Here is a 25,302-nt window from a genome sequence, read left to right on the forward strand (position 1 = left end):
GGGGGCGGCCCTCGTTGCACCTGCCATGAAGAAGCTCACCGCCCTCGCCGTCCTCTCCGCGGCCGGGATCGCCCTCGCCCAGTCGCCCGCCCAGGCCGCCCCGATCGCCCAGGCCGGCGGCCTCGGCCAGGCCCAGGGCCTGGACACCGGCTACCACGGCACCCTGCCGTCCACCGCCGAGCTGTGCCACCGCGACCTGGCCCAGTACCCGGTGGTCGGCCCGCTCACCGACTCCGCCACCGGCGCCTGCGAGGCCCTCGGCGCGACCGTCGACGGGCGGTAGCCGCGCCCCGGACATCCGAGCCGTTATGGTGCGAATGTCCGTTTCTTCCGTGGTTCCTGGCGTGAGGTGATCCCGTGGGCAGCGTGGCCGACCAGATGGTGGAGGTGCTCCGGCAGGCCGGGGTGGAACGCGTCTACGGGGTGGTCGGCGACAGCCTCAACCCGGTCGTCGACGCGATCCGCCGCGCCGAGGGCATCTCCTGGGTGCACGTCAGGAACGAGGAGGCCGGGGCGTTCGCGGCCGCCGCCGAGGCCGAACTGACCGGACGCCTCGCGGTCTGCGCGGGCAGCTGCGGCCCCGGCAACACCCACCTGATCCAGGGCCTGTACGACGCCCAGCGCAGCGGCGTGCCCGTGCTGGCCCTGGCCTCGCACATCCCGTCCGGGCAGATCGGCACCGGCTTCTTCCAGGAGACCCACCCCGAGCGGGTGTTCACCGACTGCAGCTCCTGGTGCGAGATGCTCTCCAACCCGGCCCAGCTGCCCCGGCTGCTGCGGGTCGGCATCCAGCACGCGCTCGGCTCCCCCGGCGTCTCGGTCCTGGTCTTCCCCGGCGACGTCGCCGCGCTCACCGCCCCCTCCCCCACCGGCCGCAGCACCTTCCTCACCGAACAGGCGGTGGCCGCCCCGCCCTGGTCCCAGGTCCAGGCCCTCGCCGAGGCGCTCAACTCCGCCCGCACCGTGACCGTCTTCGCGGGCGCGGGCGTCCGCGGCGCGCACGAGGAGCTGATGCACCTCGCCGACACGCTCAAGGCCCCGGTCGGGCACTCGCTGCGCGGCAAGGAGTGGGTGCAGTACGACAACCCGTACGACGTCGGGATGAGCGGCCTGCTCGGCTACGGCGCCTGCCACGAGGCCCTGCACGAGGCCGAGTTGGTGCTGCTGCTGGGCACCGACTTCCCGTACGACTCCTTCCTCCCGCAGGCCCGCACCGTCCAGGTCGACCACGACGCGACCCGGCTCGGCCGCCGCACCCCGCTGGAACTCGCCGTCCACGGCGACGTGGCCGCCACCCTGCGGGCGGTGCTGCCGCTGCTGGAGCGCAAGGACGACCGCCGGTTCCTGGACGGGATGCTGGAGCGGCACTGCAAGGCGCTGGAGACGGTGGTCGGCGCGTACACCAGGGACATCGAGAAGCACCGGCCGATCCACCCCGAGTACGTCGCCTCCGTCCTGGACGAGGTCGCCGCCGAGGACGCCGTCTTCACCGTCGACACCGGCATGTGCAACGTCTGGGCCGCCCGCTACCTCACCCCCAACGGGCGCCGCCGGGTGATCGGCTCCTTCCTGCACGGCTCGATGGCCAACGCCCTGCCGCACGCGATCGGCGCCCAACTCGCCTTCCCCGGACGGCAGGTGGTGTCGATGTCGGGCGACGGCGGGATCGGCATGCTGCTGGGCGAACTGCTCACCGTGGCGAAGTACCGGCTGCCGGTGAAGACCGTGGTGTTCAACAACGGGGCGCTCGGCATGATCAAGCTGGAGATGCTGGTCTCCGGCTACCCCGAGTCGGAGATCGACAACGGCGACGTGGACTACGCGGCGATCGCCCGCGCCTGCGGCATCCCCGCCAAGCGGGTCACCGACCCCGCGAAGGTCCGCGAGGTCCTGGACGACGCCCTGGACCGCCCCGGCCCCGCCCTGGTCGACGTGGTCACCGACCCCAACGCCCTCTCCATCCCCCCGCACATCACCGCCGCCCAACTCAAGGGCTTCGCCCTCGCCGCCGGACGCACCGTCCTCACCGGCGGCGTCGGCAAGATGATCGACCTGGCCCGCTCCAACCTGCGCAACATCCCGCGCCCCTGAGACCCCCTCCGGGGAGGGGAGGCGGGTTTGCCTGTGGGGCAAGTTTGTTGCCTCAGGGGCAGGGAGGGTGTCCACTGGTCACATGACGGACAGCCCTCTCGACGAGGACCAGGAGGTCGCGGGCCTCGGCGCGCGGCTGCGGGAGCGGCGGGTCTCCAGCCGGTTGACGCTGGAGGTCGCCGCGGCCCGGGTGGGTCTCTCGCCAGCTTACTTGTCCCGCTTGGAGACCGGGCGGCGGCAGCCCTCGCTGCCGGTGCTGCTGGGCCTGGCCCGGGCGTACGGGACGAGCGTGGCCGAGTTGCTCGGCGAGCAGCCCGGGGAGCCGGACCCGGTGATCCGGGGCGGCCGGATCGAGCCGGGCCGGGCCGGTGGCTGGGGTTACCGGCGGGCCGGGGCACCGGGCCGGGCGATGCAGGCGCTGCGGGTGCACGTGCCGCCGAGCACGCAGGACGCGGTGGTGCGGGTGCACCCGGGCGAGGAGTGGCTGTACGTCACCAAGGGGCGGATGAAGCTGACGCTGGGCGACCGGGTCCACTTCCTGGACGAGGGCGACTCCGCGCACTTCGACTCGATGACGCCGCACGTGATCGCCGCGGACTCCGCCGCCGGCCTCGACCTGATCTTCGTCCACACGCTGTTGCAGAGCCCCGGCGGCGACCTGTGCCTGGGCGACGCCCCGCGCCTGTAGTCCGCCCACCTCCCCGTCAGGAGACCGCGCCATGACCGACACCGGAAAGCCCGCCCCCGTCCCGACCGCCCCGGCCGCCCCGGCCGTCCCGAAGTACGCGGAGACCATCGACGCGGGCTACCGCGCCTCGAACCGGGTGTGGATCCGGGTGTGGATCTACATCGTCTCGGGCCACGTGTTCGTCGGCTTCCTGTTCCTGCTGTTCTACGTGGGCAGTCACAAGGGCTGAGCGAGCAGGTCGCACAGCGCGTCGAGCGCGCCCTCGAAGGCGTGCTCGAACGGCGTGCCGTAGCCGATCACCAGCCCGGGGCGCCGCCCCGGGGCGGGGCCCGCACCGGGGGCCAGGTGCCAGCCCAGGGTGGTCAGGGCCAGGCCCGACTGCCGGGCCCGGCGCAGGAGTTCGTCCTCGTCGGGGCCGTCGGCGGGCAGTTCCAGGACGGCGTGCAGGCCCGCGTTGAGGCCGGTGACCCGGACCGCCGGGACGCGGTCGGCCAGCACCTCGACCAGCCGGTCGCGGCGGCGGCGCAGCAGGTGGCGGCTGCGCCGGACGTGCCGGTCGTAGTCGCCGGAGTCGATCAGCTCGGCCAGGGTGAGCTGCTCCAGGGCGCCGCTCTGCAGGTCGGCCAGCCGCTTGTGCCGGGCCACCGGTTCGACCAGGGCGGCGGGCAGGGCCAGCCAGGCCAGCCGCAGGCCGGGCGCCAGCGACTTGGCGGCGGTGCCCGCGTACACCACCCGCTCGGGGTCGAGGGCCTGCATCGCGCCGATCGCGTGCCGGTCGTAGCGGAACTCGCCGTCGTAGTCGTCCTCCAGCAGGTAGCCGCCGCCCTGCCGGGCCCAGTCGACCGCCGCAGCCCGCCGGGAGGCCCGCAGCGGTACCCCGGTGGGGAACTGGTGGGCCGGGGTGAGCACCGCCAACCCGGCGTCGGTGCGGGCCAGTTCGTCCGTCCGGGCGCCGCCCTCGTCCAGCGGCAGCGGGCGCAGGGCGAGACCGCGCGCGGTGATCGCCGCGTGCTGCGGCGGCAGCCCGTACTCCTCCACCGCGACGGCCGTCAGGCCGTGCTCGCGCAGCGCGGCGCAGAGCAGGCCGAGGCCCTGCAGGTAGCCGGTGCAGACCAGCAGCCGCTCCGGGTCGGTGCGCACCCCGCGGGCCCGGGCCAGGTACGCGGCCAGGGCGCGGCGCAGCTCGATCCGGCCGCGCGGGTCGCCGTAGCCGAACGCCTCGTGCGGGGCGGTCGCCAGCGCCCGGCGGGCCGCCGCCAGCCAGGCCCCGCGCGGGAAGCGGCTCAGGTCGGGCGAGCCGGGGCGCAGGTTGTGCACGGGCGGGCGCGGCACGCGCAGGCCGGGCGGCGGGACGGCGGGCGCCGACTGCGGGCCGCGCTCGGCGACCACCGTGCCGGAGCCCTGCCGGGAGGCCAGCCAGCCCTCGGCGGCGAGCTGGGTGTACGCCTCGGCGATGGTGTTGCGGGCGATGCCCAGGTCGACGGCGAGCGCCCGGGAGGACGGCAGCCGCGTCCCGGCCGCGAGGCGGCCGTCGCGGACGGCGGTGCGCAGCGCGTCCTCCAGGGCGGCGCGCAGGCCCAGGCCGCGGGCCCGCCCGGCGTCCAGGTCGAGGTGCAGGTCGCCGCCGAAAGTGGCCCAGGAATCCATCCCCCCAATGAACCACACCACCGGGCCACCGGGCGCCTACGGTGGGCCGCATGACCGACGAACCCACCGTTCCCGCCCCCGCCCTCCGCATCTCGCTGCGCGAGCGCGCCCCCGAGTTCTACCGCCCCCTGCTGGACGCCTCCCGCGCCGCGATCGCCGGACTCGCCGACCCGGTGGTCACCGAACTGGTCAACCTGCGCGCCTCGCAGATCAACGGCTGCGCGTTCTGCCTGGACAAGCACGCGAGCGACGCCCGCGCCCGGGGCGAGCAGGAGCACCGCCTCGCCACCCTCGCCGCCTGGCGCGAGACCCCGTACTTCACCGCCCGCGAGCGCGCCGCGCTGGCCCTCACCGAGTCGGTCACCCTGGTCGCCGAGACCCGCGTCCCGGACGCGGTGTTCGACGAGGCGGCGAAGCACTTCTCGGAGGACGAGCTGGCGCACCTGATCGCGCTGATCTGCACGATCAACGCGCTCAACCGGGTGGCCGTGACCAGCCGGCTGACGCCGGCGCCGAAGCGGTAGCGCGGCGCGCGGCCAGGAGGCGCGAAGCCAGGGGCGCGGGGAACTGCGCGCGGCGGGAGTCGCACGTCAGCAAGGTCGCCGGATAGTGCAAGTGATCATCCTGCGTCGCGATCTGGCTGTGCGTGCTCGGTCGGCCGCGCAGTTCCCCGCGCCCCTGGTAGTGCTCTCTCAAAGCCCTCGGAAGGCCGCCGTCCCGTTCGGGGTGCCGAGGCCGGTGGGGCCGTCGTAGCCGGGGCCGGCGGTGCAGAGGTAGGCCGGGGTGCAGGTGGTGGTGGCGCCGGTGGTGACGTCGTGGAGGGCGGCGGGGTTGCGGTAGGGGAAGGAGGCGGGGCGGCTGCCGGGGGGCGGGGGGCCGGCGAGGGCGTAGGCGGCGGCGATGACCGGGGCGGCGGCGGAGGTGCCGCCGTAGGTGTACCAGCCGTTGCCGCCGTAGGTCTGGTAGACGGCGACGCCGGTCGCGGGGTCGGCGACGGCGGCGAGGTCGGCGACGGTGCGGCGGGCGCAGCCGGGGTCGGTCTGCCAGGCGGGCTTGGGGAGTTGGCCGGAGCAGCCGCTCGCGGTGCCCTCGTCGGGGCCGGTGGCCCAGGCGGTCTCGGCCCAGCCGCGGGGCGAGTCGTCGGGGCGGAGGGTGGTGCCGCCGACGGCGACGACGTGCGGGGAGGAGGCGGGGAAGTTGACGCCGTACCCGGCGTCGCCGGAGGCGGCGGCGATGACGGTGCCGGGGTGGTCGAAGTAGCGGCTGTCGTAGTCCGCCGCGTTGGCGCTCTCGGTGGCGCCCCAGCTGATCGACACGTACTGGGCGCCGAGGGCGACGGCGGTGTTGACGGCCGTGCCGAGGTTGCCGACGGCGGCGCTGTCGGCTTCGACCAGGAGGATCCGGGCGCGCGGGGCGATCGCGGAGACCATGGCGAGGTCGAGGGCGGTCTCCCCGGCCCAGGCGGTGTTGCCGCGGGGCAGCCGGGTGCCGCCGCGCTGGTCGGTCTTGCGGAAGCAGCCGGTGTCGGCGGTGCAGGCGGGGAGCCCGTAGTGGCGGCGGTAGACGTCGAGGTCGGCCTCGGCGCGGGGGTGGTCGTAGGCGTCGACGACGGCGATGGTGGCGCCTTCGCCGCCGTCGGCGGGCAGCCCGTACGCGGCCAGCAGGTCGGCGGGGCCGTAGCCGCTGGCGCCGTCGTCGGCGGCGGTCGGCCTGATGACCCGCAGGGCGTTGCAGGAGGCGGTGTCGGGGCGGGCGGGGGCGGTGCAGGTGCGGACCCAGCGGGGGGCGGCGTGGGCGGGGGCGGCGGTGAGGCCGGTGAGGGCGGTGAGCAGGGCGGCGGTGAGCGCGAGGGGGCGCAACGGGGCCTCCGTTCGGGGAGCGGAACCGGAGGCGGAAGGCGGACTCCCCGCACCCGCCGGTTCACGGGGGTGCAGGGAGTGTTGACGTAAGGTCAGATCGGTACACGTACGTTCATCCGACCGGCCCAGGGCGCTACTCGGCGGGCAGGTGGTCGACCGTCCCGACCTTGACGCCCGCCTGGCCGTGCCGCCGGGCGGGGGCCCGGCCGGGCGGCTGGACGGGGCGTTCGCCGGGGTCGGGGATCTGCGCGGTGGGGCGGCGGACGGGCTTGCCGGCCTCGATCCGCAACTGCTCGTCGTCGTGCAGGACGGGCAGCACGCTGCCGCGCCGCAGCGTGTAGGTGGTGGTGGCGTGGGTGATGTCGACCTGCAGCAGGTGCTCGCGCACGCTCATCGAGAAGCGCAGCCGCTGCAGCCCGGCGGGCAGCCGGGGCCGGAAGGACAGCAGCTCGGTGTGGTCGCGCAGCCCGCCGAACCCGGCGACCAGGGCGATGCAGGCCCCGGCCAGCGAGGCCATGTGCAGGCCGTCGCGGGTGTTGCCGCCGAGGTCGTGCAGGTCCATCAGGGCGGCTTCGGCGGTGTAGTCGTAGGCCAGGTCGAGCTGCCCGACCTCGGCGGCGATCACCGCCTGGGTGCAGGCGGAGAGCGAGGAGTCGCGGACGGTCAGCTGCTCGTAGTAGGCGAAGTTGCGGGCCTTCTGCTCCGGCGTGAACACGTCGCCGCGGACCTGCATGGCGAGCACCAGGTCGGCCTGCTTGACCACCTGCTTGCGGTACAGGTCGAAGTACGGGTAGTGCAGCAGCAGCGGGTACTTCTCCGCCGGGGTGGCCTCGAAGTCCCACATCTGGTGGTCGGTGAACCCGTCGGCCTGCGGGTGCACGCCGATCTGCTCGTCGTACGGGATGAACATCTTGTCGGCGGCGTCCCGCCAGGCCGCGGCCTCCTCGGTGTCCACCCCGAGCAGCGAGGACTCGTGCCGGTACTTCAGCGCGGTGTTCGCCGCGTTCCACAGGTTGGACTGCGCCATCACGTTGGTGAACACGTTGTTGTCGGCGACCGCCGAGTACTCGTCGGGCCCGGTGACGCCCTCGATCCGGAAGTTGCCCTTGGCGTCGTGGTGGCCCAGCGAGCGCCACATCCGGGCGGTCTCCACCAGCAGCTCCAGGCCGTGGGTGCGCTCGAACTCGGTGTCGCCGGTGGCCCGGACGTAGCGGACCACGGCGGCCGCGATGTCCGCCCCGATGTGGAACGCCGCGGTGCCGGCCGGCCAGTACCCGGAGCACTCCTCGCCGCGGATCGTCCGCCACGGGAACACCGCGCCCGCCAGGCCGAGTTGGGCCGCCCGCTCGCGGGCCATCGGCAGCGTGGTGTGCCGCCAGCGCAGCGCCTGCTTGACCGCGTCCGGCAGGCAGTAGGTGAGCACCGGCAGCACGAAGGTCTCGGTGTCCCAGAACGAGTGCCCGTCGTAGCCGGGGCCGGTCAGGCCCTTGGCCGGGATGGCCCGCTCCTCGCTGCGGGCGCCCGCCTGCAGCACGTGGAACATCGCGAACCGGACGGCCTGCTGGAGCTCGACGTCGCCCTCGATCTCGATGTCGTTGTCGCTCCAGAACCGGCCCAGGTACTCCTTCTGCTCGGCCACCAGCCCGTCCCAGCCGGTGTACCGGGCCGCGGTCAGCGCCGCCTCCACCTGGTCCCGGACGGCGGGCAGCGAACGGGTCGCCGACCAGCCGTACGCGACGTACTTGACCAGGCGCAGCTTCTGCCCGGCGTTCAGCACCGTGGTCGCGGTGATCCGGGCCTGGTCGTCGGAGCACTCGGCGGCGGTGTCGATCCGCTCCGGGCCGTCGATCACGTGGTCGATGCCGGCCGCGACCCGCAGCCCGGAGAACCGGGTGCGGTGCACCAGCACGCCCTTGGTGCCGTCGGCGTGCCGCAGTTCCGCGGCCAGCGGGGCCTCCAGCACGGCCGCCGCCCGCGGGTCGCCGTCGCCCGCGCCGCCCGGCAGCTGCTCGTTGGCGACCAGCTCGGACTGCAGCACGATCCGCACCGGCCCGTCCACGGCCTCCACCGTGTAGTCGATCGCGCACACCGCCCGCTGGGTCAGCGACACCAGCCGGGAGGAGGTCACCCGCACCGTCCGCCCGGCCGGCGAGGTCCACTCCGCCTCCCGGCGCAGGATGCCGTCCCGGAAGTCCAGCGTCCGCAGGTGGCTGCGCAGCTCGCCGTAGCGCAGGTCGAACGGCTCGTCGTCGACCAGCAGCCGGATCAGCTTGCCGTTGGTGACGTTGATGACGCTCTGCCCGGACTCCGGGAAGCCGTAGCCGCTCTCCGCGTACGGCAGCGGGCGCAGCTCGAACACGCCGTTCAGGTAGGTGCCGGGCAGGCCGTGCGGCTCGCCCTCGTCCAGGTTGCCGCGCAGCCCGATGTGGCCGTTGGACAGCGCGAACACCGACTCGGCGCGGGCCTGCCCGGGCAGGTCCAGGCCGTGCTCGGCGATCCCCCACGGGTCGACGGTGAACGCCTCCGACGGGCTCATCCGCGCTCCCCTCCGTGCTCCTCCAGCAACTGGGACAGGTCGTCGACCACCAGCGAGGCGCCGTGCTCGCGCAGCGCCTGCGCCTGGCCCGTGCGGTTCACGCCCACCACCGCGCCGAAACCGCCCGCCCGGCCGGCCGCGACGCCCGCCAGCGCGTCCTCGAACACCGCGGCGTGCTCCGGGGCCACCCCCAGCTGCTGCGCGGCCGCCAGGAAGGTGTCCGGCGCGGGCTTGCCCGCCAGGTGGTCGCGGGCCGCGGTCAGCCCGTCCACCACCACCTCGAACAGGTCGTCGATCCCGGCGGCCCGCAGCACGTCACGGCAGTTCGCGCTGGACGAGACCACCGCGCGCGGCAGCCCCAGCTCGCGCAGCCGGTGCAGGTACGCCACCGAGCCGTCGTACGGCTGCACGCCCTGCTCGTGGATCATCCGCAGCACGGTGTCGTTCTTCGCGCTGGACAGGCCGTTGACGGTGCGGGTGCCCGGCGGGTCCTGCGGGGTGCCCTCGGGCAGCTCGATCCCGCGCGAGGCCAGGAACTGCCGGGTGCCGTCCAGCCGGGGCCGCCCGTCCACGTACCGGTCGTACTCGCGGACCGGGTCGAACGGCACGAACTCGGCCCCGGTGCGGGCCGCTTCGGCGCGCAGGAAGGTGTCGAACATGTCCTTCCAGGCCGCGGCGTGCACCTTCGCGGTCTGGGTCAGCACCCCGTCCAGGTCGAACAGGAAGGCCTTGATGCGGTCCGGAAGTCCCAACATGCAGCCAGTCTCACCCGTACGCCCCGCTCCATGCCGGTCATCGCCGGAACCGGCGCGTCGCACCCCGCGCACGCCCTCAGTCCGCCTCCGCGTGCACCCCCGGGTGCGGGTGCGGCTCCGGGACGAACAGCGGCTGCGGGCGGCCGCTCTGCGCGTAGTCCTTCAACCGGACGACCAACTCGGCCCAGCGGCCCGCCGCCACCGGCACCGCGGGGCCCGCGTCCACCGCCCAGCCCAGGTGGCGCAGCAGCAGCAACGACTGCCGCGCGCCGTCCGGGTGGTCGAAGAAGTCCCAGGTCACCGTGGTGCCCTGCCAGGCCGGCGGGAAGACCCCGACGCTGCGCCAGGCCACCCGCTCCAGGTCCGCGCGCTCCCGGCGCAGGCGCAGCGGCTGCGGGGCGTCCGGCACCGTGAACAGCAGGTCCTCGCCGTCCCGGTCCAGCTCGGTGGTCCACCAGGAGGCCAGCCCCTCCCGGGTGTCCAGCGCCGCGAGCAGCCGCTCCCGGGGCGCCGCGACGTCGACCTGCAGGGCGATCTCGGCCATCGCACTCACCTCAACCACCACCATCCCGCCCGGCGGCGGGCCGGGCAACCGCGGTCAGGTCGTGAGCTCCAGGGTCTGGTGGACCGTCGACGGGTCGTCCAGCAGCCGGACCAGGGTGTGCGCCACCTCGTCCCGGGAGACCTCGCCGAAGCGGTTCGGCGGCGGGGCGAGGTGGGCGTGCCGCTCGGTCGGGGCGTCGGTCAGCGCCGCCGGGCGCAGGACCGTCCAGTCCAGCGGGCGGTCCTTCACCGCCTCCTCCGCCGCCCGCTTCGCCCTCAGGTACGCGTCGAACTCCGGGGTGAGGGCCGGGTCGCCGATCCTGTCCAGGCCCATCGAGGACACCAGCAGGTACCGCCGCACCCCCGCCCGCCGCGCCGCGTCCGCCAGCAGCACCGCCCCGTCCCGGTCGACGGTCTCCTTCCGCGCCGCCCCGCTGTTCGGCCCCGCCCCCGCCGCGAACACCACCGCGTCGGCGCCCGCGAGGTGCTCCGCCAGCTCCTCCACCGGGGCCGACTCCAGGTCGCACACCACCGGCCTGGCCCCCGCCGCGCGCAGGTCCGCCGCCTGTGCCGGGTTGCGGATCAGCCCGGCGACGGCGTCGCCCCGGGCGGAGAGCAGCTTCGAGAGCCGCAACGCGATCTTGCCGTGCCCACCTGCGATCACCACGTCCATGGAACGCGACGCTACCCGCGGCGCCGGGGCCCGGCATGCCGGGAGCGCGAAGCCGGGGGCGCGGGGAACTGCGCGCTTCGGGAGCCGCACGTCAGCAAGATCGCGATGGTGCAAGTGATCGTCCTGCGTCGCGATCCGGCTGGTGTGCACGGTTGGCCGCGCAGTTCCTCGCGCTCCCCGGTTTCGCCCTCCGTCCTTCGCCGGGAATCCTCCGTCAGGCGTCCTCGTGCCACTCGGTGGAGAGGACGCCCATCTGGACCTGGTCGTGCCAGCTGCCCGCGCGGAAGACCGCTTCGCGGCGACGGCCCTCCTCGGTGAAGCCGGCCCGGCGGTAGGCGGCGAGGGCGCGGGTGTTGTAGCTGTTGACGGTGAGTTCGATGCGGTGGAGGCCGAGTTCGGCGAAGCCGTAGCGGATGGTGGTGCGCAGGACGTCGGTGCCGAGGCCGCGGTCCTGGTGGGGCGGGCCGATGATGATGGCGAGGGTGGCGCAGCGGTCCTTGGGGGTGGCGCCGTAGAGGGTGACGTGGCCGGCCAGGTCGCCGGTGTCGAGGGTCTCGACGGAGAGGCCGAGGTCGGTGCCGGTGTTCTGGCTCCAGGAGCGGAACATGTCGGCGAGCCGGGCGTCGGGCTGCGGGTGGACGGGTCCGGTGACCTGCTGGATGGCGAGGCCGGGTTCGCGCCACCAGGCGGTGAGGCGGGGGAGGTCGGTCTCGCGGAGTTCCCTGAGTCGGACGAGTCTGCCGCTGAGCGGGTCGGTCATGCGGGGTGGTCCTGTTCCGTGACGGGGGTGGTTCAGGCGAGCTGGGCGGCCTGCAGGCCGGCGTACGGGCCGCCGGTGCGCAGGAGTTCGGCGTGCGAGCCGATCTCGGCGATGCGTCCGTCGTGCATGACGACGATCCGGTCGGCGCCGCGGATGGTGGAGAGGCGGTGGGCGACCACGAAGACGGTGCGGCCGCGCACCAGGCGGGCCAGGGCCTGCTGGACGAGCGCCTCGGAGCGGGAGTCCAGGGCGGAGGTGGCCTCGTCCAGGACGAGGACGCGCGGGTCGCGGATCAGGGCGCGGGCGATGGCCAGGCGCTGCTTCTGGCCGCCGGAGAGGCGGGCGCCGCGTTCGCCGACCACGGTGTCGAGGCCGTCGGGAAGGCGTTCGATGAACTCCAGGGCGTTGGCGTCGCGCAGGGCGGCGAGGACGGTCTCCTCGGGGACGTCCTTCATGCCGTAGGTGACGTTCTCCCGGATGCTGCCCTCGAACAGGATGGACTCCTGCGGGACGACGGAGAGGAACTTCCGGTAGGAGCGCAGGTCCAGCTCCTCCATGTCGCGGCCGTCGAGCAGGATCCGGCCCTCGGTGGGGCGCAGGAAGCCGATCACCAGGTTGAGGACGGTGGACTTGCCCGCGCCGGACGCGCCGACCAGGGCGATGGTCTCGCCGGGGCGGACGGAGAGGTCGAAGCCGGTGACGGACGGGGCGTCCGCGCCGGGGTAGCTGTGGCCGACGCCCTGGAAGTCGATCCGGCCGGTGACGCCCGTGACCTCCGCCTTGCCGGAGTTCTCCTCCAGGTCGGGGGCCTGCAGCACCTCGCCGGCCGAGCGGACCGAGGCCAGGCCCTTGCCGAGCTGCGGGGTGAGGGTGAGCAGGGTGGTGACGGAGCCGGTGAGGGAGGAGAAGTAGGCGCTGAGCATGACGACGGCGCCGGGGGTGACGTCCATCCAGCCGTAGTAGGCGACCAGCGCGGAGCCGGCCAGGCAGCCGACGCCGATCGCGTTGAGCAGGATCCAGGACATCGAGCCGAAGCGGCCGTTGAGCAGGTCGAGCCGCAGGCCCTCGTCGAGGACCCGGCCCAGGGTGCGGTCGACCCGGCGCAGCGCGGTGCGCTCCAGGCCGTGCGCCCGGGTGATCGGGATCAGGGTGGTCATCTCGCCGATGCGGGAGGAGAGTTGCTCGACCTCGCGGCGGAAGGACTCGTTCTGGCTGCGCAGCCGCTCGCGCAGCCGGACCACCAGCAGGGCGCTGGCGGGGACGAGGACCAGGAAGACCGGCAGGAAGGCGGGGGTCTGGACCGCGATCACGACCAGGCCGCCGAGCAGGGTGGCGATCGCGGCCAGGCCGTTGTCGGCGGTCTGCTGGGAGGCGGTCTCGATGCCCTCGACGTCCCGGATCACCTTGGCCTGCAGGACGCCCGCGCTGACCCGGGAGTGGTAGCCGATGGACAGCTGCTGCATCCGGTGGCACAGCGCGGAGCGCAGCCGGGTGCCCGTCCGGCGGATCGAGCCGTGCATCCAGTGCACGTACAGCATGTGCAGGGGCAGGTTGAGCAGCAGGATGGCCAGCAGGACGGCGGAGTTCCACCACAGCACGGATACGTCGCGGTGCTTGACCACCACGTCGACGATGTTGGCGGTGATCAGGGGCAGCAGCCAGACCGGGGCGTGCTTGGCGAAGAAGACGCCGACCGCGCCGAGGACCCGGGCGCGGTCGGGGCGGAAGAGGAACAGCAGGGTGCGGACGGGGTGCTCGCCGCGGTAGCGGTGGCTGAGCGATCCGTCGGGCAGGGCCATGGGGGGACTCCAGTACGGGGTACGAGCGAGGCGGTGCCGTCCCATCCTTCCAGCGGGCGGGGGTGCCGAGGCTGTCCGCAACCGGACAGTGATACTCCACGGACGGACGCGTTCCACGGGTCCTGCGCGACGGATCGGGCCGCGGGTGAAACATCCCGGCGCCCCGGACCGTCATAGGGCGGATCGGGCGAGAGCGGGGAGACGAGAGTGGGCACGGCGCGACGGCAGGCCGCCATGGAGGAGGAGTTCGTCGCGTTCGCGACGGCCCGGACCGGGCAGCTCTACCGCTCGGCGTACTTCCTCACCGGCGGGGACACCCACCTGTCGGAGGACCTGGTGCAGGACACCCTGGGGCAGATGTACGCGCACTGGCACCGGCTGAGCCGGCCGAGCTGGGCCGGGCGGATCGACAACCCGGCCGGGTACGCGCAGACCGTGCTGGTCCGGGCGTACCTGACCCACCAGCGGCGGCGCAGCAGCAGTGAGCGGCCCAGCCGGCTGCTGCCGGAGGTCGCCGAGGACGGGCCGGACTCGGCGCTGCGGCTCGCGCTGGTCGAGGCGCTCTCCCAACTGCCGCCCCGGGACCGGGCGGTGGTGGTGCTCAGGTACTGGGAGGACCGCAGCGTGGAGGAGACCGCGGCGATCGTGAAGGACAGCTCGGCGGCGGTGCGGACCAGGTGCTCGCGGGCACTGGCCAAGCTGCGCGGGCTGCTGGGCGGCGACCTGGCGGAGCTGGTGGCGCGGTGAACCCGGAACGCGACGGACGGAGTGGGGCAGTGAACGGCGGGACGGACGACGGTGACGGGGAGTTCGAGGTGCAGTTGGGGGCGGCGTTCGGGCTGACGGGCGGCGGGCCGGAGCCCGAGGTGACGGCCCGGCTGGTCGACGGCGGGCTGGCCGCCGGGCGGCGGCGCAAGCGGGCCAGGCGGCGGCGCACGGTGCTGCTGGCGGGGGCGCTGACCGCGGCGATCGCGGTCGGGACGGGGGTGCTGGTGGCGCCGCGCGACCTCCCCGGGGAGCGGACCTCGGTGGTGGAGCTGGCCCACTCGGGCCCGGACCAGGTCCCGGCGCCGCTGTCCGACGGGGTGACGGTGCTGCTGGTCGGCACCGACAGCGCCCTGGACGCGCGGGGCGAACCGGTGCCGGAGGAACTGCTCCGCGGCGACCTGCACAGCGGCGCGGCGGGAGCGGCGGGCCGGCCGGGCGTCACCGACACCATGATGCTGGTGCACATCCCGGCGGGCGGCGGCGAGGTGCGGGAGCTGTCGCTGCCCCGGGACGTGCTGGTGAAGGACACCGACGGCAGGACGGTGCTGCTGAACCAGCTCTACCCGGACGCCGAACGGACCGCGCTGAAGAGCCTGGCCGACGACGGCGTGTCGGGCGAGGCGCTCCGCACCCGCGCCAAGGAGGCGGGGCGCCTGGCGCTGCTCAAGTCGGTGGAGCGGCTGGCCGACGTCCGGGTCGACCACTACGCGGAGGTGTCGATGGTCGGCTTCTACCGCACCGCACAGGCCCTCGGCGGCGTTCCGGTCTGCCTGAACCACCCGGTGGACGACCCGTACAGCGGGGTCCACCTCCCGTCCGGGCGGCAGGAGTTGGGGGCGGCCCAGGCACTCGCCTTCGTCCGGCAGCGGCGCGGCCTCGGCGGGGGCAGCGACCTGGAGCGCACCCGGCGGGCCCAGGCGTTCCTGGCCGGGGTGGTGGAGAAGCTGCGCGCCGGCGGGACGCTGGCGGACGCCGCCCGGCTCAACGCCCTGTACCGGGCGCTGGACGGCAGCCTGGTGGTGGACCAGGGCTGGAGCCCGGTGGACTTCGTCCGCCAGGTCCCGGCGCTGGCCGCCGGGAAGGGCACCCTCCGCACGCTGCCGGTGACCGAGAACGACGGCGACGGCTTCCTGGCGGTGGAGGGGGCGGCCCGGAGCATCCTGCTCGGCGACGCCCCGGCCCCGCCCGACGCCCCGGCCTCCCCCGCGCCGTCCGCGCCGTCCACGCCGTCCGTCCCGTCCGCCACCGGCGCTCCCGCGACCGTGCGCTACCTGCCGGGGCCGGTGGAGCTGGGCGGGGTGCCCTGCGTGGACTGAGGGTCGGCACCGGCCGCCGCTCAGCCGAGCGGCGTCCAGCCCCAGGGGCGGGGCCCGTGCTCGCCGAGCAGGCAGGCCAGGCGGTGGCGGGCCTGGGCGCGGTGGCGCGGGTCGGTGCCGGACTGCTGCAACGCGTAGCAGGTGAGCCGCAGTTCGCGGATGTCGCGGAGCACCGGGTAGCCGGGCGACTCGGTGACGTCGGCGCCGTACGCGGCGCAGAACGCGGCGTACGTCTCGGGCGGGACGGTGCCGAAGGTGTGGCGGCCGACGGCGGTGGTGGTCAGGTCCCACTCGACCGGGCCGAGGGCGGTGCGTTCGAAGTCCAGCAGGTGGGCGGTGGTGGCGGTGACCGCGAGGTTGCCGCTCCAGGCGTCGCCGTGGACGACCCGCGGTTCCCCGGCCGGGAGGGCGATCTCCCGCCAGGCGGTGCGCAGTTCGGCGAGCCGGGCGTGCAGCCGTCGGCGGTGGTCGCGGTCCAGGTCGGCGGCGTCGATCCGCTCGGGGAGCCGGACGAACGGGTCGAGGGGGCCCAACCCGCCCTCGGGCGGCGGCAGTCGGTGCAGGCGTCGCAGCGCGGTGGCCAACTCGGTCGCGGTGCCGGGCCGGTGCGGCGGCAGCTCGTACCAGAAGGTGGCCGGGCGGCCGCGGACGGCCAGCGGTGCGGCCGGGTGGTCGAGCGGCCGGACGGCGGGCACCCGGTGCCGGTGCAGCCACCGGGCGACGGTCAGCTCCTTCTGTGCCGCCGCGAGTTGACCGGGCCGCCCGATCCGGGCGACCACCCCGCCGGGCAGCCGCCACAGGGTGTTCTCGCCCGCCCGGATCAACTGCGCCCCGGCGCTGGGCCGCCCGGCGGCGGCGCACGCCTCGGCGAGCAGGGCGGCAGGGGTGAGGCAGTCCACGTCTCGGCTCGTTCCGTTCGGCGTCCGGGGCCGCCGCCCAGTGTGCCGCGCGGCCCCGGCGGGGCGGGAAGGGCGTACGGGGGCACGCGGCCCGGGGCGCCCGGTGCGCCGGAGGGGGCGCGGCGGGCCGGTGGCGGGTCAGTGGCAGTTCTCGTCGATCTTGTACTGGAGGGCCCTGGGGTAGTCGTGCCGGCTGAGGCGGACGCGGGCGAGGACCGGGGCGTGGTTGAGGTCGTTGCCGGGGTCGGCGAGGTCGGCGAGCAGGGAGTCGAGCTCGGCGTGGGTGCGGAGTTCGAAGCCGTGCATCCGGTCCTTCTCCGAGCCGAAGACCTCCGCCAGCTTCTCGTAGCGCCACGGGTGCAGCACGTTGTAGAAGTCGGCCCCGTCGGACGGCTTCCCCTCGTAGTAGCAGGGGCTGACCAGCATCTGCTCGATGCCGTAGAAGCCCTCGTTGTCGAGGACGAAGACCACCGGCCGCAGATGGTGGCGGACGTGGGTGGACAGTTCCTGGCAGCTCTCCTGGAACGAGCCGTCGCCGACGAAGACCAGCGGGCGCCTCAGCGGCTGCTGCCGGCCGAGCGCCACTCCGGTGGCCGCGCCGACGGAGTAGCCGATGGACAGCCAGCTGTTCTGCGCCAGGTAGCCGGCCCGCTCGGCGATCCGCAGGTTCATCGAGCCGAGCAGCGCGAACGCCGCGTCCGAGACCACCGTGAACGGCGGGACGGCCTGCGGGTCGCCGCCGGTGGCCTGGTACTGCAGGAAGTGGTTGATGCGCTCGAAGAAGCTGTCGTAGGTCAGTTCGGTCCGGGCCCCGTACTCGGAGCTCAGCGAGTCCAGGAACTCGGCGGTGGTGGACGGGACGTCCAGACCCGCCTCGTGGGCCAGCGCGAAGTGGTCGGCGGGGAACGTCCGGCCCGCCAGTGCGGCCTGCAACGCCGGTACGAAACGGCCGAGCTGGACGTCCGGAAAGTACTGGGCGCCGACGCTGACGCCGCCGCGGGCCGCCACGATCCAGTCGTCACCGATGGACTGCTCGCCGTTGAGGTTCTTGGACGTGGACCACGTCCCCAGGCCGATCCGGCAGCCGGCGTTCTTGAAGGTCCTGCGGATCTCCGGCAGGCTCGCCTTGCCGTTGTAGACGCCGGCGAACCGCGGGTGCCGCTCGGACACCACGGACTTGGCGCCGACCGTGGTGCAGAACTGCATCTCGGTGGCCTCGACGAACTCCAGGAGCTCCCGCTCCAGCCGGTGGCGCACGAGCTCCTCGCCCGCCCAGACGATCGGCGTGCCGAACTCCGTGATCAGTTCCACCGCCGCCGCGACGGCCTTGTCCAGGATGCTCCGGTTCCGCTCGGTGAACGGCCGCTCCTGCGCCCGGAGCCGCCCCTGCGGGGCGTCGCAGGGCGCCCGCCAGAGGTCCTCCATGACCTCCAGGTAGACCGGCTTGCGCTCGGTCAGGCAGGCGGTGATCGCGCTGTCGATCTGCGAGGGCGCCAGCCCCGGGTTGGACAGGACCTGCGCGTCCACCGTGACCTGCCGGTAGACCTCCAGGTTGCTCTCCCGCCGCGGGCTCATGTGGGTGGTCAACAGGCCCACCGCCTGGAAGTTGAGCCACTGCTCGTAGGACGGCGCCCCGTTGACCACGATCAGCGGGACGTCCTCGACGTACGCGCCGCCGACCGCGTTGAGCAGGCTGAACGCACCCACGCCGTACGTCACCCCCACGGCGGCGACGCCCTGCTCGGGCCGGTCGGCGTCGGCGTCGGCGAGCCGCACCCGGGCGTAGGCGTCGGCGGCGCAACCGGCCCCCAGCTCGGTGGGGGTGCCGACCCAGCGCACCGCGGTGGTCTCCTGCATGACCGTCAGGAACGGTCCGAGCAGGTCGCCCGGCACGCCGAAGACGTGGCGGATGCCCAACTGTTCGAGCCTGGTCGCCAGGTAACGGCCGACCGTCCATTCGTCGGTGCTGCTCATCGGCGTGCTGCCTCCTCGTGGTGGTGCCGGCGGAGCCCGACCGGGCGCACTCGACCGGGCGGCGGGGAGGGCGGAGGCCCTGGCCGCGCTCGGGCTCCTCGGGGACGGGCGGATCCGACCACCCCACGTGATCGGTCCGACGCCCAACGTAACCGGGCCGCCCCGCCCGCCGCCAACGGGCATCGGCCTTCCGAAGCCTTTCGAAGCCTTCCGGCGGGCCGATCGTGTGTCAGCGAACGGATTCCGGGGGGCTGGCTCCCGCCCCGCCCCGGGACCGGGTGCAGAACCGGGGCGGGGCGACCTTCGCGTCCGGTGCGGGCCGGTCGCCGAAGGTGACGGCCCCGGTGCCACCGGGCACCGGCTGGAGCTCCGCCCCGTCCGACCACCGCCCCCGCAGGTGCTCGGGCGTGCCGACCACCCCGTGGACCACGTCGGGCGCGGCGTCGATGTGGTCCAGACCCTCGCTATTGGTCCAGACCTATTGACGCCCCTTGCGCCCGCTCCTACGATCCGGCTGGGCACAACCCCCCACATGTCCCCACCTCACCCACAGCCGGGCACCGCGCCCCCACAGCTTTGGTCATGCCCATGACCAGGTGTTTCGGCGGGAAGGGAGCACGATGTTCCGTCGAAGGTCGCACACGCCCGTGGAGCGCGCCGCCCAGGCGTCGCGGGTCAGCCACGCCCGCTCCGGCCCGAGCGCCGCCCGGCGCACGCTGGCCGGGGTCAGCGCCGCCGCCGTGATCGGCACCGGCCTCGCCGTGGCCGGCTCGGTCACCGCCTCCGCCGACGTCGCCAACCTGGTCGCCAACCCCGGCTTCGAGAGCGGCCTCGCCAACTGGACCTGCACCAGCGGCTCCGGCGCCACGGTCGTCAGCAGCCCGGTGCACGGCGGCACCTCCGCGCTCAAGGCCACCCCCACCGGCCAGGACACCGCGCAGTGCTCGCAGACCATCAGCGTGCAGCCCAACTCGCAGTACACCCTGAGCGGCTTCGTCCAGGGCAGCTACGTCTACCTCGGCGCCACCGGCACCGGCGTGAACGCCTCCACCTGGGCCCCGGGCAACGCCTCGTACGGCCAGCTCAGCACCACCTTCTCCACCGGCGCGTCCACCACCTCGGTGACCGTCTTCGTGCACGGCTGGTACGGCCAGCCCGCGTTCTACGCGGACGACCTGGTGCTCAGCGGCCCCGGCGGCAGCGGCAGCCCCTCGCCGTCGCCGTCGCAGTCCACCGGCGGCTCGCCGAGCCCGTCGCCGTCCCCGTCGCAGTCCACCGGCGGCTCGCCGAGCCCGTCCCCGTCGAACTCCACCAGCGCCTCGCCGAGCCCGTCCAGCAGCGCCACCTCGGGCGACGTCACCTGCGCCACCAAGCCCCGGCCGACCGGCAAGGTCCTGCAGGGCTACTGGGAGAACTGGGACGGCGCCTCCAACGGCGTGCACCCGGGCCTCGGTTGGACCCCGATCACCGACAGCCGGATCGGCCAGCACGGCTACAACGTGCTCACCACCGCGTTCCCGGTGATCCTCTCCGACGGCACCGTGCTCTGGCAGGACGGCATGGACACCGGCGTCAAGGTGCCCACCCCCGCCGAGATGTGCCAGGCCAAGGCCAACGGCGCGACCGTCCTGATGTCGATCGGCGGCGCCGCCGCGGGCATCGACCTGAGCTCCAGCGCGGTGGCCGACAAGTTCGTCGCCACCATCGTGCCGATCCTGAAGAAGTACAACTTCGACGGCATCGACATCGACATCGAGACCGGCCTGTCCGGCAGCGGCAGCATCGGCACCCTGTCCGCCTCGCAGTCCAACCTGATCCGCATCATCGACGGCGTCCTGGGCCAGATGCCGGCCGGCTTCGGCCTGACCATGGCCCCGGAGACCGCGTACGTCACCGGCGGCAGCGTCACCTACGGCTCCATCTGGGGCTCGTACCTGCCGATCATCAAGAAGTACGTGGACAACGGCCGGCTGTGGTGGCTGAACATGCAGTACTACAACGGCTCGATGTACGGCTGCTCCGGCGACTCCTACTCGGCCGGCACCGTCCAGGGCTTCACCGCCCAGACCACCTGCCTCAACAACGGCCTGACCATCCAGGGCACCACGATCAAGGTCCCCTACGACAAGCAGGTCCCCGGCCTCCCGGCCCAGTCGGGCGCGGGCGGCGGCTACATGGCCCCCAGCCTGGTCTCGCAGGCCTACGGCTCCTTCAACGGCCAGCTGAAGGGCCTGATGACCTGGTCGATCAACTGGGACGGCTCGAAGGGCTGGACCTTCGGCGACAACGTCAAGGCCCTGCAGGGCCGCTGACGCCCGGCAGCTGGTAGAAAGTGCGACACGGGCAGGGCCCCGGGAGCGTTGGGTGCTCCCGGGGCCCTGCCCCTCTCCCCCCGCGGGCCCGTCAGGCGCGGGCGCGGTGGGCGGCGATGAGCTGGGCGTAGCGTTCGCCGCTGGCCTTGAGGGTGCGGACCTGGGTGTCGTAGTCGACGTGGATCAGGCCGAAGCGCTTGTCGTAGCCGTACGCCCACTCGAAGTTGTCGAGCAGGGACCAGGCGAAGTAGCCGGCCAGCGGGGCGCCCTTGGCGACGGCGCGGGCGCAGGCGGCGAGGTGGGACTCGAGGTAGGCGGTGCGCTCGGGGTCGTCGACGCGGCCGTCGGCGGTGACGGTGTCGCGGTAGGCGGAGCCGTTCTCGGTCACGTAGATCTCGCGGACGCCGTAGTCCTCGGTGAGGCGCAGCAGGAGCTCCTCGATGCCGGGGGCGTGCACCTCCCAGTCCATGGCGGTGCGCTCGGGGTTGGGGCCGGGGACCTGGCGGAAGTGCGGGACGGGGCCGGTGGGGTCGTCGGCGACGATCTGGCGGAAGTAGTAGTTGAGGCCGACCCAGTCGAGCGGGGCCGAGATGAGCTCCAGGTCGCCTTCCCGGACCGGGAGTTCGACGCCGTACAGGTCGACCATGTCCTGCGGGTAGCCGCGGCCGAGGACCGGGTCGAGCCACCAGCGGTTGATGTGGCCGTCGGCGCGCCGGGCGGCGGCGAGGTCCGCGTCGGACGGCGAGGCGGGCTCGATGGTGGAGAGGTTGTTGACGATGCCGATCCGGGCGCCGGGGACGGCGGCGCGCAGCGCCTGGACGGCGAGGCCGTGGCCGAGGTGCAGGTGGTAGGAGGTGCGGACGGCGGCGGTGAGGTCGGTCAGGCCGGGGGCCATCTTGCCCTCCAGGTGGCCGATCCAGGAGGAGCAGAGCGGCTCGTTGAGGGTGCACCAGTCGCGGACCCGGTCGCCGAGGCGCTCGGCGACCACGGCCGCGTACTCGGCGAAGCGCTCGGCGGTGGCGCGCTCGGGCCAGCCGCCGCGGTCCTGCTGGGCCTGCGGGAGGTCCCAGTGGTAGAGGGTGGGGAACGGGGTGAGGCCGCGCTCCAGCATGCCGTCGACCAGGCGGTCGTAGAAGTCGAGGCCGGCCGCGTTGACCCGGCCGTCGGCCAGCGGGACGACCCGGGGCCAGGCGATGGAGAAGCGGTACGCGTCCAGGCCGAGCGAGGCGGCCAGGTCGAGGTCCTGCGGCCAGCGGTGGTAGTGGTCGCAGGCCGTGTCGCCGGTGTCGCCGTTGTCGACCTTGCCCGGGGTGTGCGAGAAGGTGTCCCAGATCGACGGCGCGCGGCCGTCGGTGCTCGCGGCGCCCTCGATCTGGTAGGCGGCGGTGGCGGCGCCCCAGCGGAAGTTGGCCGGCAGCGCGTCGAGGTGGTTCACGGGGTGGTCCTTTCGAGGGTGAGGGGGCGGCGGTCCTGGCGGGGCGTCAGTCGGAGGCACCCTGACGGTGCCTCACTTGACGGCCCCGGCGGTCAGACCGGCCACCAGGTAGCGCTGCAGCAGCAGGAATCCGGCGACCACGGGGAGGCTGACGACCAGCGAGGCGGCCATCACCTGGTTCCAGTAGACGTCGGTCTGCGTGGCGTACCCCTGGAGCCCGACGGCCAGCGTGCGGGTCTGGTCGTTGGTCATGACGGAGGCGAACAGCACCTCGCCCCAGGCGGTCATGAAGGCGTACACGGCGACCGCGATGATGCCGGGCAGGGCGGCCGGGACGATGATCTGCACCAGGGTGCGGATCGGCCCGCAGCCGTCCACGGCGGCGGCCTCGTCGAGGTCGCGCGGGATGGAGTCCAGGTACCCGGCCAGCATCCAGATGGAGAACGGCAGCGAGAAGGTCAGGTAGGTGAGGATCAGGCCGCCGCGGCTGCCGTAGAGCGCGATGCCGGTGGAGTTGCCGATGTTGACGAAGATCAGGAACAGCGGCAGCAGGAACAGGATGCCGGGGAACATCTGGGTGGACAGCACCGTGATGGTGAAGACCTTCTTGCCGCGGAAGCGGTAGCGGCTCACCGCGTACCCGGCCAGCAGCGCGATCAGCACCGACAGGCCGGTGGCCGAGCCCGCGACGATCAGCGAGTTGGTGAAGTACTTCGCGAGCGGGACGGTCTTCCAGATGTCGACGTACGGCCGGAGGGTCAGGTGGCTGGGCATCCAGCGCCACGGGCCCTGGACGTCCTGCAGCGGCTTGAGCGAGGAGCTCAGCATCACCGCGACCGGGGTCAGCGTGAAGACGGCCAGCACCAGCAGCACGACGCGGCGCAGCCAGCGGAAGGAGGCGGGCGGGTTGATCATTCTGCTTCCTCCCGGCGGCGGTTGGTGGCGAACAGGTAGACCGCGGTCACCAGCAGCAGGAAGAGCAGCAGCAGGACCGACATCGCCGAGCCCTGGCCGAAGTTCCAGGTGATGAAGGAGGACTGGTAGATGTGGATCGAGATCAGGTCCGCGGCCTGCGGGGCGGACTTGCCGAACAGCACGAACGGCGTGTTGAAGTCGTTGAAGGTCCACAGGAAGAGGACCAGCACCAGCACCAGGTTGACCGGGCGCAGCGAGGGCAGGGTGATCCGGCGGATCTGCTGCCACACGCCCGCGCCGTCCAGCGCGGCGGCCTCGTACAGCTCGCGCGGGATGTTCTGCAGGCCCGCGGTGAGGGTGAGGAAGGCGAACGGCCAGGACTTCCAGACCGAGACGGTCAGCAGCGCCCAGAAGCTGTTGTCGCCGATCAGCCAGAACGGCTTGTCGTCGGTCAGGTGCAGCTGGTCGTGCAGCACGTGGTTGATCAGGCCGGTGTCCCGCTGGAACATGAACGACCAGGTGATCACGGCTGCGAACACCGGCAGCGCGTACGGCAGCATGAACGCCGCGCGCAGCAGGCCGCGGCCGCGGAAGGCGTCCTGGGTGAAGATCGAGGCGGTCACGCCGATCAGCCAGGACAGGCCCACCGACAGCACGGTGAACATGCAGGTCACCCAGAACGAGTGCAGCAGCGCCTTGCCGACCGGGGCGTTGAACTCCAGCGCCACCTCGAAGTTGTCGAAGCCGGACCAGGGGGCGGAGGACCAGTCGCGGATGAAGAACTGGGTGAGCTGCTTGAACGCCATCACGATGCCGGTGACCATCGGCACCAGGTGGATCAGCAGTTCGGCCAGCAGGGCCGGGAGCAGCAGCAGGTAGGGCAGGGCGCCGCGCCCGAACTTGTCACGGAGGCGCCGGCGGGCGGGGGCCGCCCCCTGCGGGGCGGCCTCCTTGCCGGTGCCGGCGGCCTGGCGGTCGATCACTTTCTCGGGCACGGGGTCAGCTCGCCGGCATCTGCTGCTGGGCCTTGGACAGCTCGTCCTTGACCGTGGCCTCGGTGATCGGCTTGCCCGCGGCGGCGGACGCCAGCAGGTTCTTCACCGCGGTGCCGACCAGGGTCTCGAACTGGCTCTCGCTGGGGACCTGCGGGAGCGGCGCGGCGCTCTTCTGCAGGACGCCCGCGAGGGTCTGCAGCTCCGGGGTGGAGAACGCGGCGTCGGACTGGGCGGCCTTCACCGGCGGCAGCGAGCCGTAGGTGCCGTTGAGGGTCTTCTGCTCCTCGTCGCTGGTCATGAACTTCACGAAGTTCAGGGCGCCGTCGAGGTTCTTGGTGTTCTTGAACACCGCGAGGTTGATGCCCGCCACCATCGAGGTGGTGGCCTTGTCGCCGGTGGCGCCGGCCGGGGCCGGGACGGGGACGACGCCGTAGTCGTCGGGGTTCATGCCGTGCGACTTGAGGTTGGCGCCCGCGGACTGCCACATCAGCATGGCGGCCTTGCCGGTGGCGAAGTCGGTCACCGACTGGTTGGCGGCGTACTCGGCGTTGCCCGGGGCGGCGATCTTGTCGTTGGCGATGAAGTCGACGTACTGCTTGACCGCGGCGACGGCCTCCGGGCTGTCGAAGGTCGGCTTGCCCGAGGCGTCGTAGAAGCCGGTGCCGTGCTGCATGCCCAGGGTGAAGGCGTGGTGGACGTTCTCCGAGACGTTGCCGCCCTCGATCGCCAGGCCGTACTTGTCGCCCGAGGTCAGCTTCTTGCCGTCCTCGACGAGCTCCTCCCAGGTGGCGGGCGGGTTGGCGATCCCGGCCGCCTGGAACAGCTTCTTGTTGTAGTACAGGCCGTACGCCATCGAGTACAGCGGCACGGCCGCCGGGTCCTTGCCCTTGGCGCCCGCGGAGGCGATGGTCGACTCCAGGAAGCGGTCCTTGCCGCCGATCTTGTCGAAGGTGGCCTGGTCGAACGGGAGCAGCGCCCCGGTCGCCTGGAGGGAGGCGGACCAGGTGTTGCCGATGTTCAGCACGTCCGGGCCCTGGCCGGACGCGGTGGCCGCCAGGATTCTGTTCAGCAGGTCGGACCAGGGGATGACCTCCAGGTTGACCTTGATGCCGGTCTGCTGCTCGAACTTCTTGAGCTCGGGCTCCAGCACCTGCTTGTCGTTCTCCAGGCTGCTGCCCTGGTTGGAGGCCCAGTACGTGAGGGTCTTCGGGCTGGAGTTGCTGCCGCCGCTGTCGCCGCCGCCACAGGCGGAGGCGGTCAGGACGATCGCGGCGGTCAGGGCGAGGGCGGCGGAGATCCGGTGGGTGCGCATGGGAGGAGCCCCTCTCGGGCTGTCG

Annotated in this window: 22 protein-coding genes; 8 read left to right on the forward strand and 14 right to left on the reverse strand. The window is 73.4% G+C overall.

All coding sequences use genetic code 11. The features are described from left to right. Positions 1-25 precede the first annotated feature (25 nt). The 4 genes from QSK52_RS27445 to QSK52_RS27460 all read left to right on the forward strand — a co-directional run bounded on the left by QSK52_RS27445 (position 26) and on the right by QSK52_RS27460 (position 3,008). Positions 26-283 carry a hypothetical protein gene (locus QSK52_RS27445; RefSeq protein WP_285738851.1) on the forward strand — a complete coding sequence of 86 codons (258 nt, stop codon included), beginning with the start codon at positions 26-28 and terminating at the stop codon, positions 281-283. Between the two features lie 74 nt (positions 284-357). After that, positions 358-2,091, forward strand: coding sequence for a pyruvate dehydrogenase (locus tag QSK52_RS27450; RefSeq protein ID WP_285738852.1), 1,734 nt, complete (start codon positions 358-360; stop codon positions 2,089-2,091). An 82-nt stretch (positions 2,092-2,173) separates the two neighbouring features. Beyond that, positions 2,174-2,779, forward strand: coding sequence for a helix-turn-helix domain-containing protein (locus tag QSK52_RS27455; protein WP_285738853.1), 606 nt, complete (start codon positions 2,174-2,176; stop codon positions 2,777-2,779). Positions 2,780-2,810: 31 nt separating this feature from the next. Beyond that, positions 2,811-3,008: a DUF6126 family protein gene (locus QSK52_RS27460; protein WP_285738854.1), complete on the forward strand. Its 198-nt coding sequence runs from the start codon at positions 2,811-2,813 to the stop codon at positions 3,006-3,008. Here QSK52_RS27460 and QSK52_RS27465 read toward each other — a convergent pair. Next, entirely contained in the window at positions 2,996-4,426 is a 1,431-nt protein-coding gene (locus tag QSK52_RS27465; RefSeq protein WP_285738855.1) for a PLP-dependent aminotransferase family protein, read from the reverse strand. The two genes, QSK52_RS27460 and QSK52_RS27465, sit on opposite strands and share 13 nt — an antisense overlap. Before the next feature lie 50 nt (positions 4,427-4,476). On the opposite strand from QSK52_RS27465, the gene QSK52_RS27470 reads away from it, so the two are divergent. Then, positions 4,477-4,950 (forward strand): carboxymuconolactone decarboxylase family protein, encoded by a 474-nt coding sequence (locus tag QSK52_RS27470; protein WP_285738856.1) that lies wholly within the window; start codon positions 4,477-4,479, stop codon positions 4,948-4,950. A gap of 168 nt (positions 4,951-5,118) precedes the next feature. On the opposite strand, the gene QSK52_RS27475 is transcribed toward QSK52_RS27470, so the two are convergent. From QSK52_RS27475 to QSK52_RS27505, 7 genes are all read right to left on the reverse strand, one after another. Then, positions 5,119-6,285: a S53 family peptidase gene (locus tag QSK52_RS27475; protein ID WP_285738857.1), complete on the reverse strand. Its 1,167-nt coding sequence runs from the start codon at positions 6,283-6,285 to the stop codon at positions 5,119-5,121. 133 nt (positions 6,286-6,418) lie between these two features. Next, positions 6,419-8,821 (reverse strand): glycoside hydrolase family 65 protein, encoded by a 2,403-nt coding sequence (locus QSK52_RS27480; RefSeq protein ID WP_285738858.1) that lies wholly within the window; start codon positions 8,819-8,821, stop codon positions 6,419-6,421. Then, complete coding sequence (locus tag QSK52_RS27485) at positions 8,818-9,576, reverse strand: HAD family hydrolase (RefSeq protein ID WP_285738859.1); 759 nt, start codon at positions 9,574-9,576, stop codon at positions 8,818-8,820. The genes QSK52_RS27480 and QSK52_RS27485 overlap by 4 nt, the downstream gene beginning before the upstream one ends. A gap of 76 nt (positions 9,577-9,652) precedes the next feature. After that, the gene (locus tag QSK52_RS27490; protein ID WP_285738860.1) at positions 9,653-10,120 is read right to left on the reverse strand and encodes an SRPBCC domain-containing protein; all 468 of its coding nucleotides are present in this window, start codon (positions 10,118-10,120) and stop codon (positions 9,653-9,655) included. A gap of 54 nt (positions 10,121-10,174) precedes the next feature. After that, positions 10,175-10,792: an SDR family oxidoreductase gene (locus QSK52_RS27495; RefSeq protein ID WP_285738861.1), complete on the reverse strand. Its 618-nt coding sequence runs from the start codon at positions 10,790-10,792 to the stop codon at positions 10,175-10,177. 214 nt (positions 10,793-11,006) lie between these two features. Further along, positions 11,007-11,552 (reverse strand): GNAT family N-acetyltransferase, encoded by a 546-nt coding sequence (locus tag QSK52_RS27500; protein ID WP_285738862.1) that lies wholly within the window; start codon positions 11,550-11,552, stop codon positions 11,007-11,009. 32 nt (positions 11,553-11,584) lie between these two features. Beyond that, entirely contained in the window at positions 11,585-13,351 is a 1,767-nt protein-coding gene (locus tag QSK52_RS27505) for an ABC transporter ATP-binding protein (protein WP_285738863.1), read from the reverse strand. A 234-nt stretch (positions 13,352-13,585) separates the two neighbouring features. On the opposite strand from QSK52_RS27505, the gene QSK52_RS27510 reads away from it, so the two are divergent. Both QSK52_RS27510 and QSK52_RS27515 read left to right on the forward strand, forming a co-directional pair. Continuing rightward, positions 13,586-14,098 carry a SigE family RNA polymerase sigma factor gene (locus tag QSK52_RS27510; protein ID WP_285738931.1) on the forward strand — a complete coding sequence of 171 codons (513 nt, stop codon included), beginning with the start codon at positions 13,586-13,588 and terminating at the stop codon, positions 14,096-14,098. 29 nt (positions 14,099-14,127) lie between these two features. Further along, on the forward strand, positions 14,128-15,435 hold the full coding sequence (locus QSK52_RS27515; RefSeq protein ID WP_285738864.1) for an LCP family protein: 1,308 nt from the start codon (positions 14,128-14,130) through the stop codon (positions 15,433-15,435). 20 nt (positions 15,436-15,455) lie between these two features. On the opposite strand, the gene QSK52_RS27520 is transcribed toward QSK52_RS27515, so the two are convergent. Both QSK52_RS27520 and QSK52_RS27525 read right to left on the reverse strand, forming a co-directional pair. Further along, entirely contained in the window at positions 15,456-16,334 is an 879-nt protein-coding gene (locus QSK52_RS27520) for a phosphotransferase family protein (protein WP_285738865.1), read from the reverse strand. A 138-nt stretch (positions 16,335-16,472) separates the two neighbouring features. Then, positions 16,473-18,308 carry an alpha-keto acid decarboxylase family protein gene (locus QSK52_RS27525; RefSeq protein WP_285738866.1) on the reverse strand — a complete coding sequence of 612 codons (1,836 nt, stop codon included), beginning with the start codon at positions 18,306-18,308 and terminating at the stop codon, positions 16,473-16,475. A 620-nt stretch (positions 18,309-18,928) separates the two neighbouring features. On the opposite strand from QSK52_RS27525, the gene QSK52_RS39715 reads away from it, so the two are divergent. Beyond that, a complete protein-coding gene (locus tag QSK52_RS39715; protein ID WP_435053390.1) occupies positions 18,929-20,620 on the forward strand; it encodes a carbohydrate binding domain-containing protein in 1,692 nt (563 codons plus the stop codon). A 91-nt stretch (positions 20,621-20,711) separates the two neighbouring features. Here QSK52_RS39715 and QSK52_RS27540 read toward each other — a convergent pair whose 3' ends face one another. The 4 genes from QSK52_RS27540 to QSK52_RS27555 form a co-directional block, all read right to left on the reverse strand. Then, positions 20,712-22,055, reverse strand: coding sequence for a GH1 family beta-glucosidase (locus QSK52_RS27540; RefSeq protein WP_285738867.1), 1,344 nt, complete (start codon positions 22,053-22,055; stop codon positions 20,712-20,714). Between the two features lie 72 nt (positions 22,056-22,127). After that, positions 22,128-22,970, reverse strand: coding sequence for a carbohydrate ABC transporter permease (locus QSK52_RS27545; RefSeq protein WP_285738868.1), 843 nt, complete (start codon positions 22,968-22,970; stop codon positions 22,128-22,130). Then, the gene (locus QSK52_RS27550) at positions 22,967-23,965 is read right to left on the reverse strand and encodes a carbohydrate ABC transporter permease (protein ID WP_285738869.1); all 999 of its coding nucleotides are present in this window, start codon (positions 23,963-23,965) and stop codon (positions 22,967-22,969) included. The genes QSK52_RS27545 and QSK52_RS27550 overlap by 4 nt, the downstream gene beginning before the upstream one ends. 4 nt (positions 23,966-23,969) lie before the next feature. Then, positions 23,970-25,277 carry an ABC transporter substrate-binding protein gene (locus QSK52_RS27555; protein WP_285738870.1) on the reverse strand — a complete coding sequence of 436 codons (1,308 nt, stop codon included), beginning with the start codon at positions 25,275-25,277 and terminating at the stop codon, positions 23,970-23,972. Between the last annotated feature and the right edge of the window lie 25 nt (positions 25,278-25,302).

Source organism: Kitasatospora phosalacinea, assembly GCF_030268885.1.
GTDB lineage: Bacteria > Actinomycetota > Actinomycetes > Streptomycetales > Streptomycetaceae > Kitasatospora > Kitasatospora phosalacinea_C.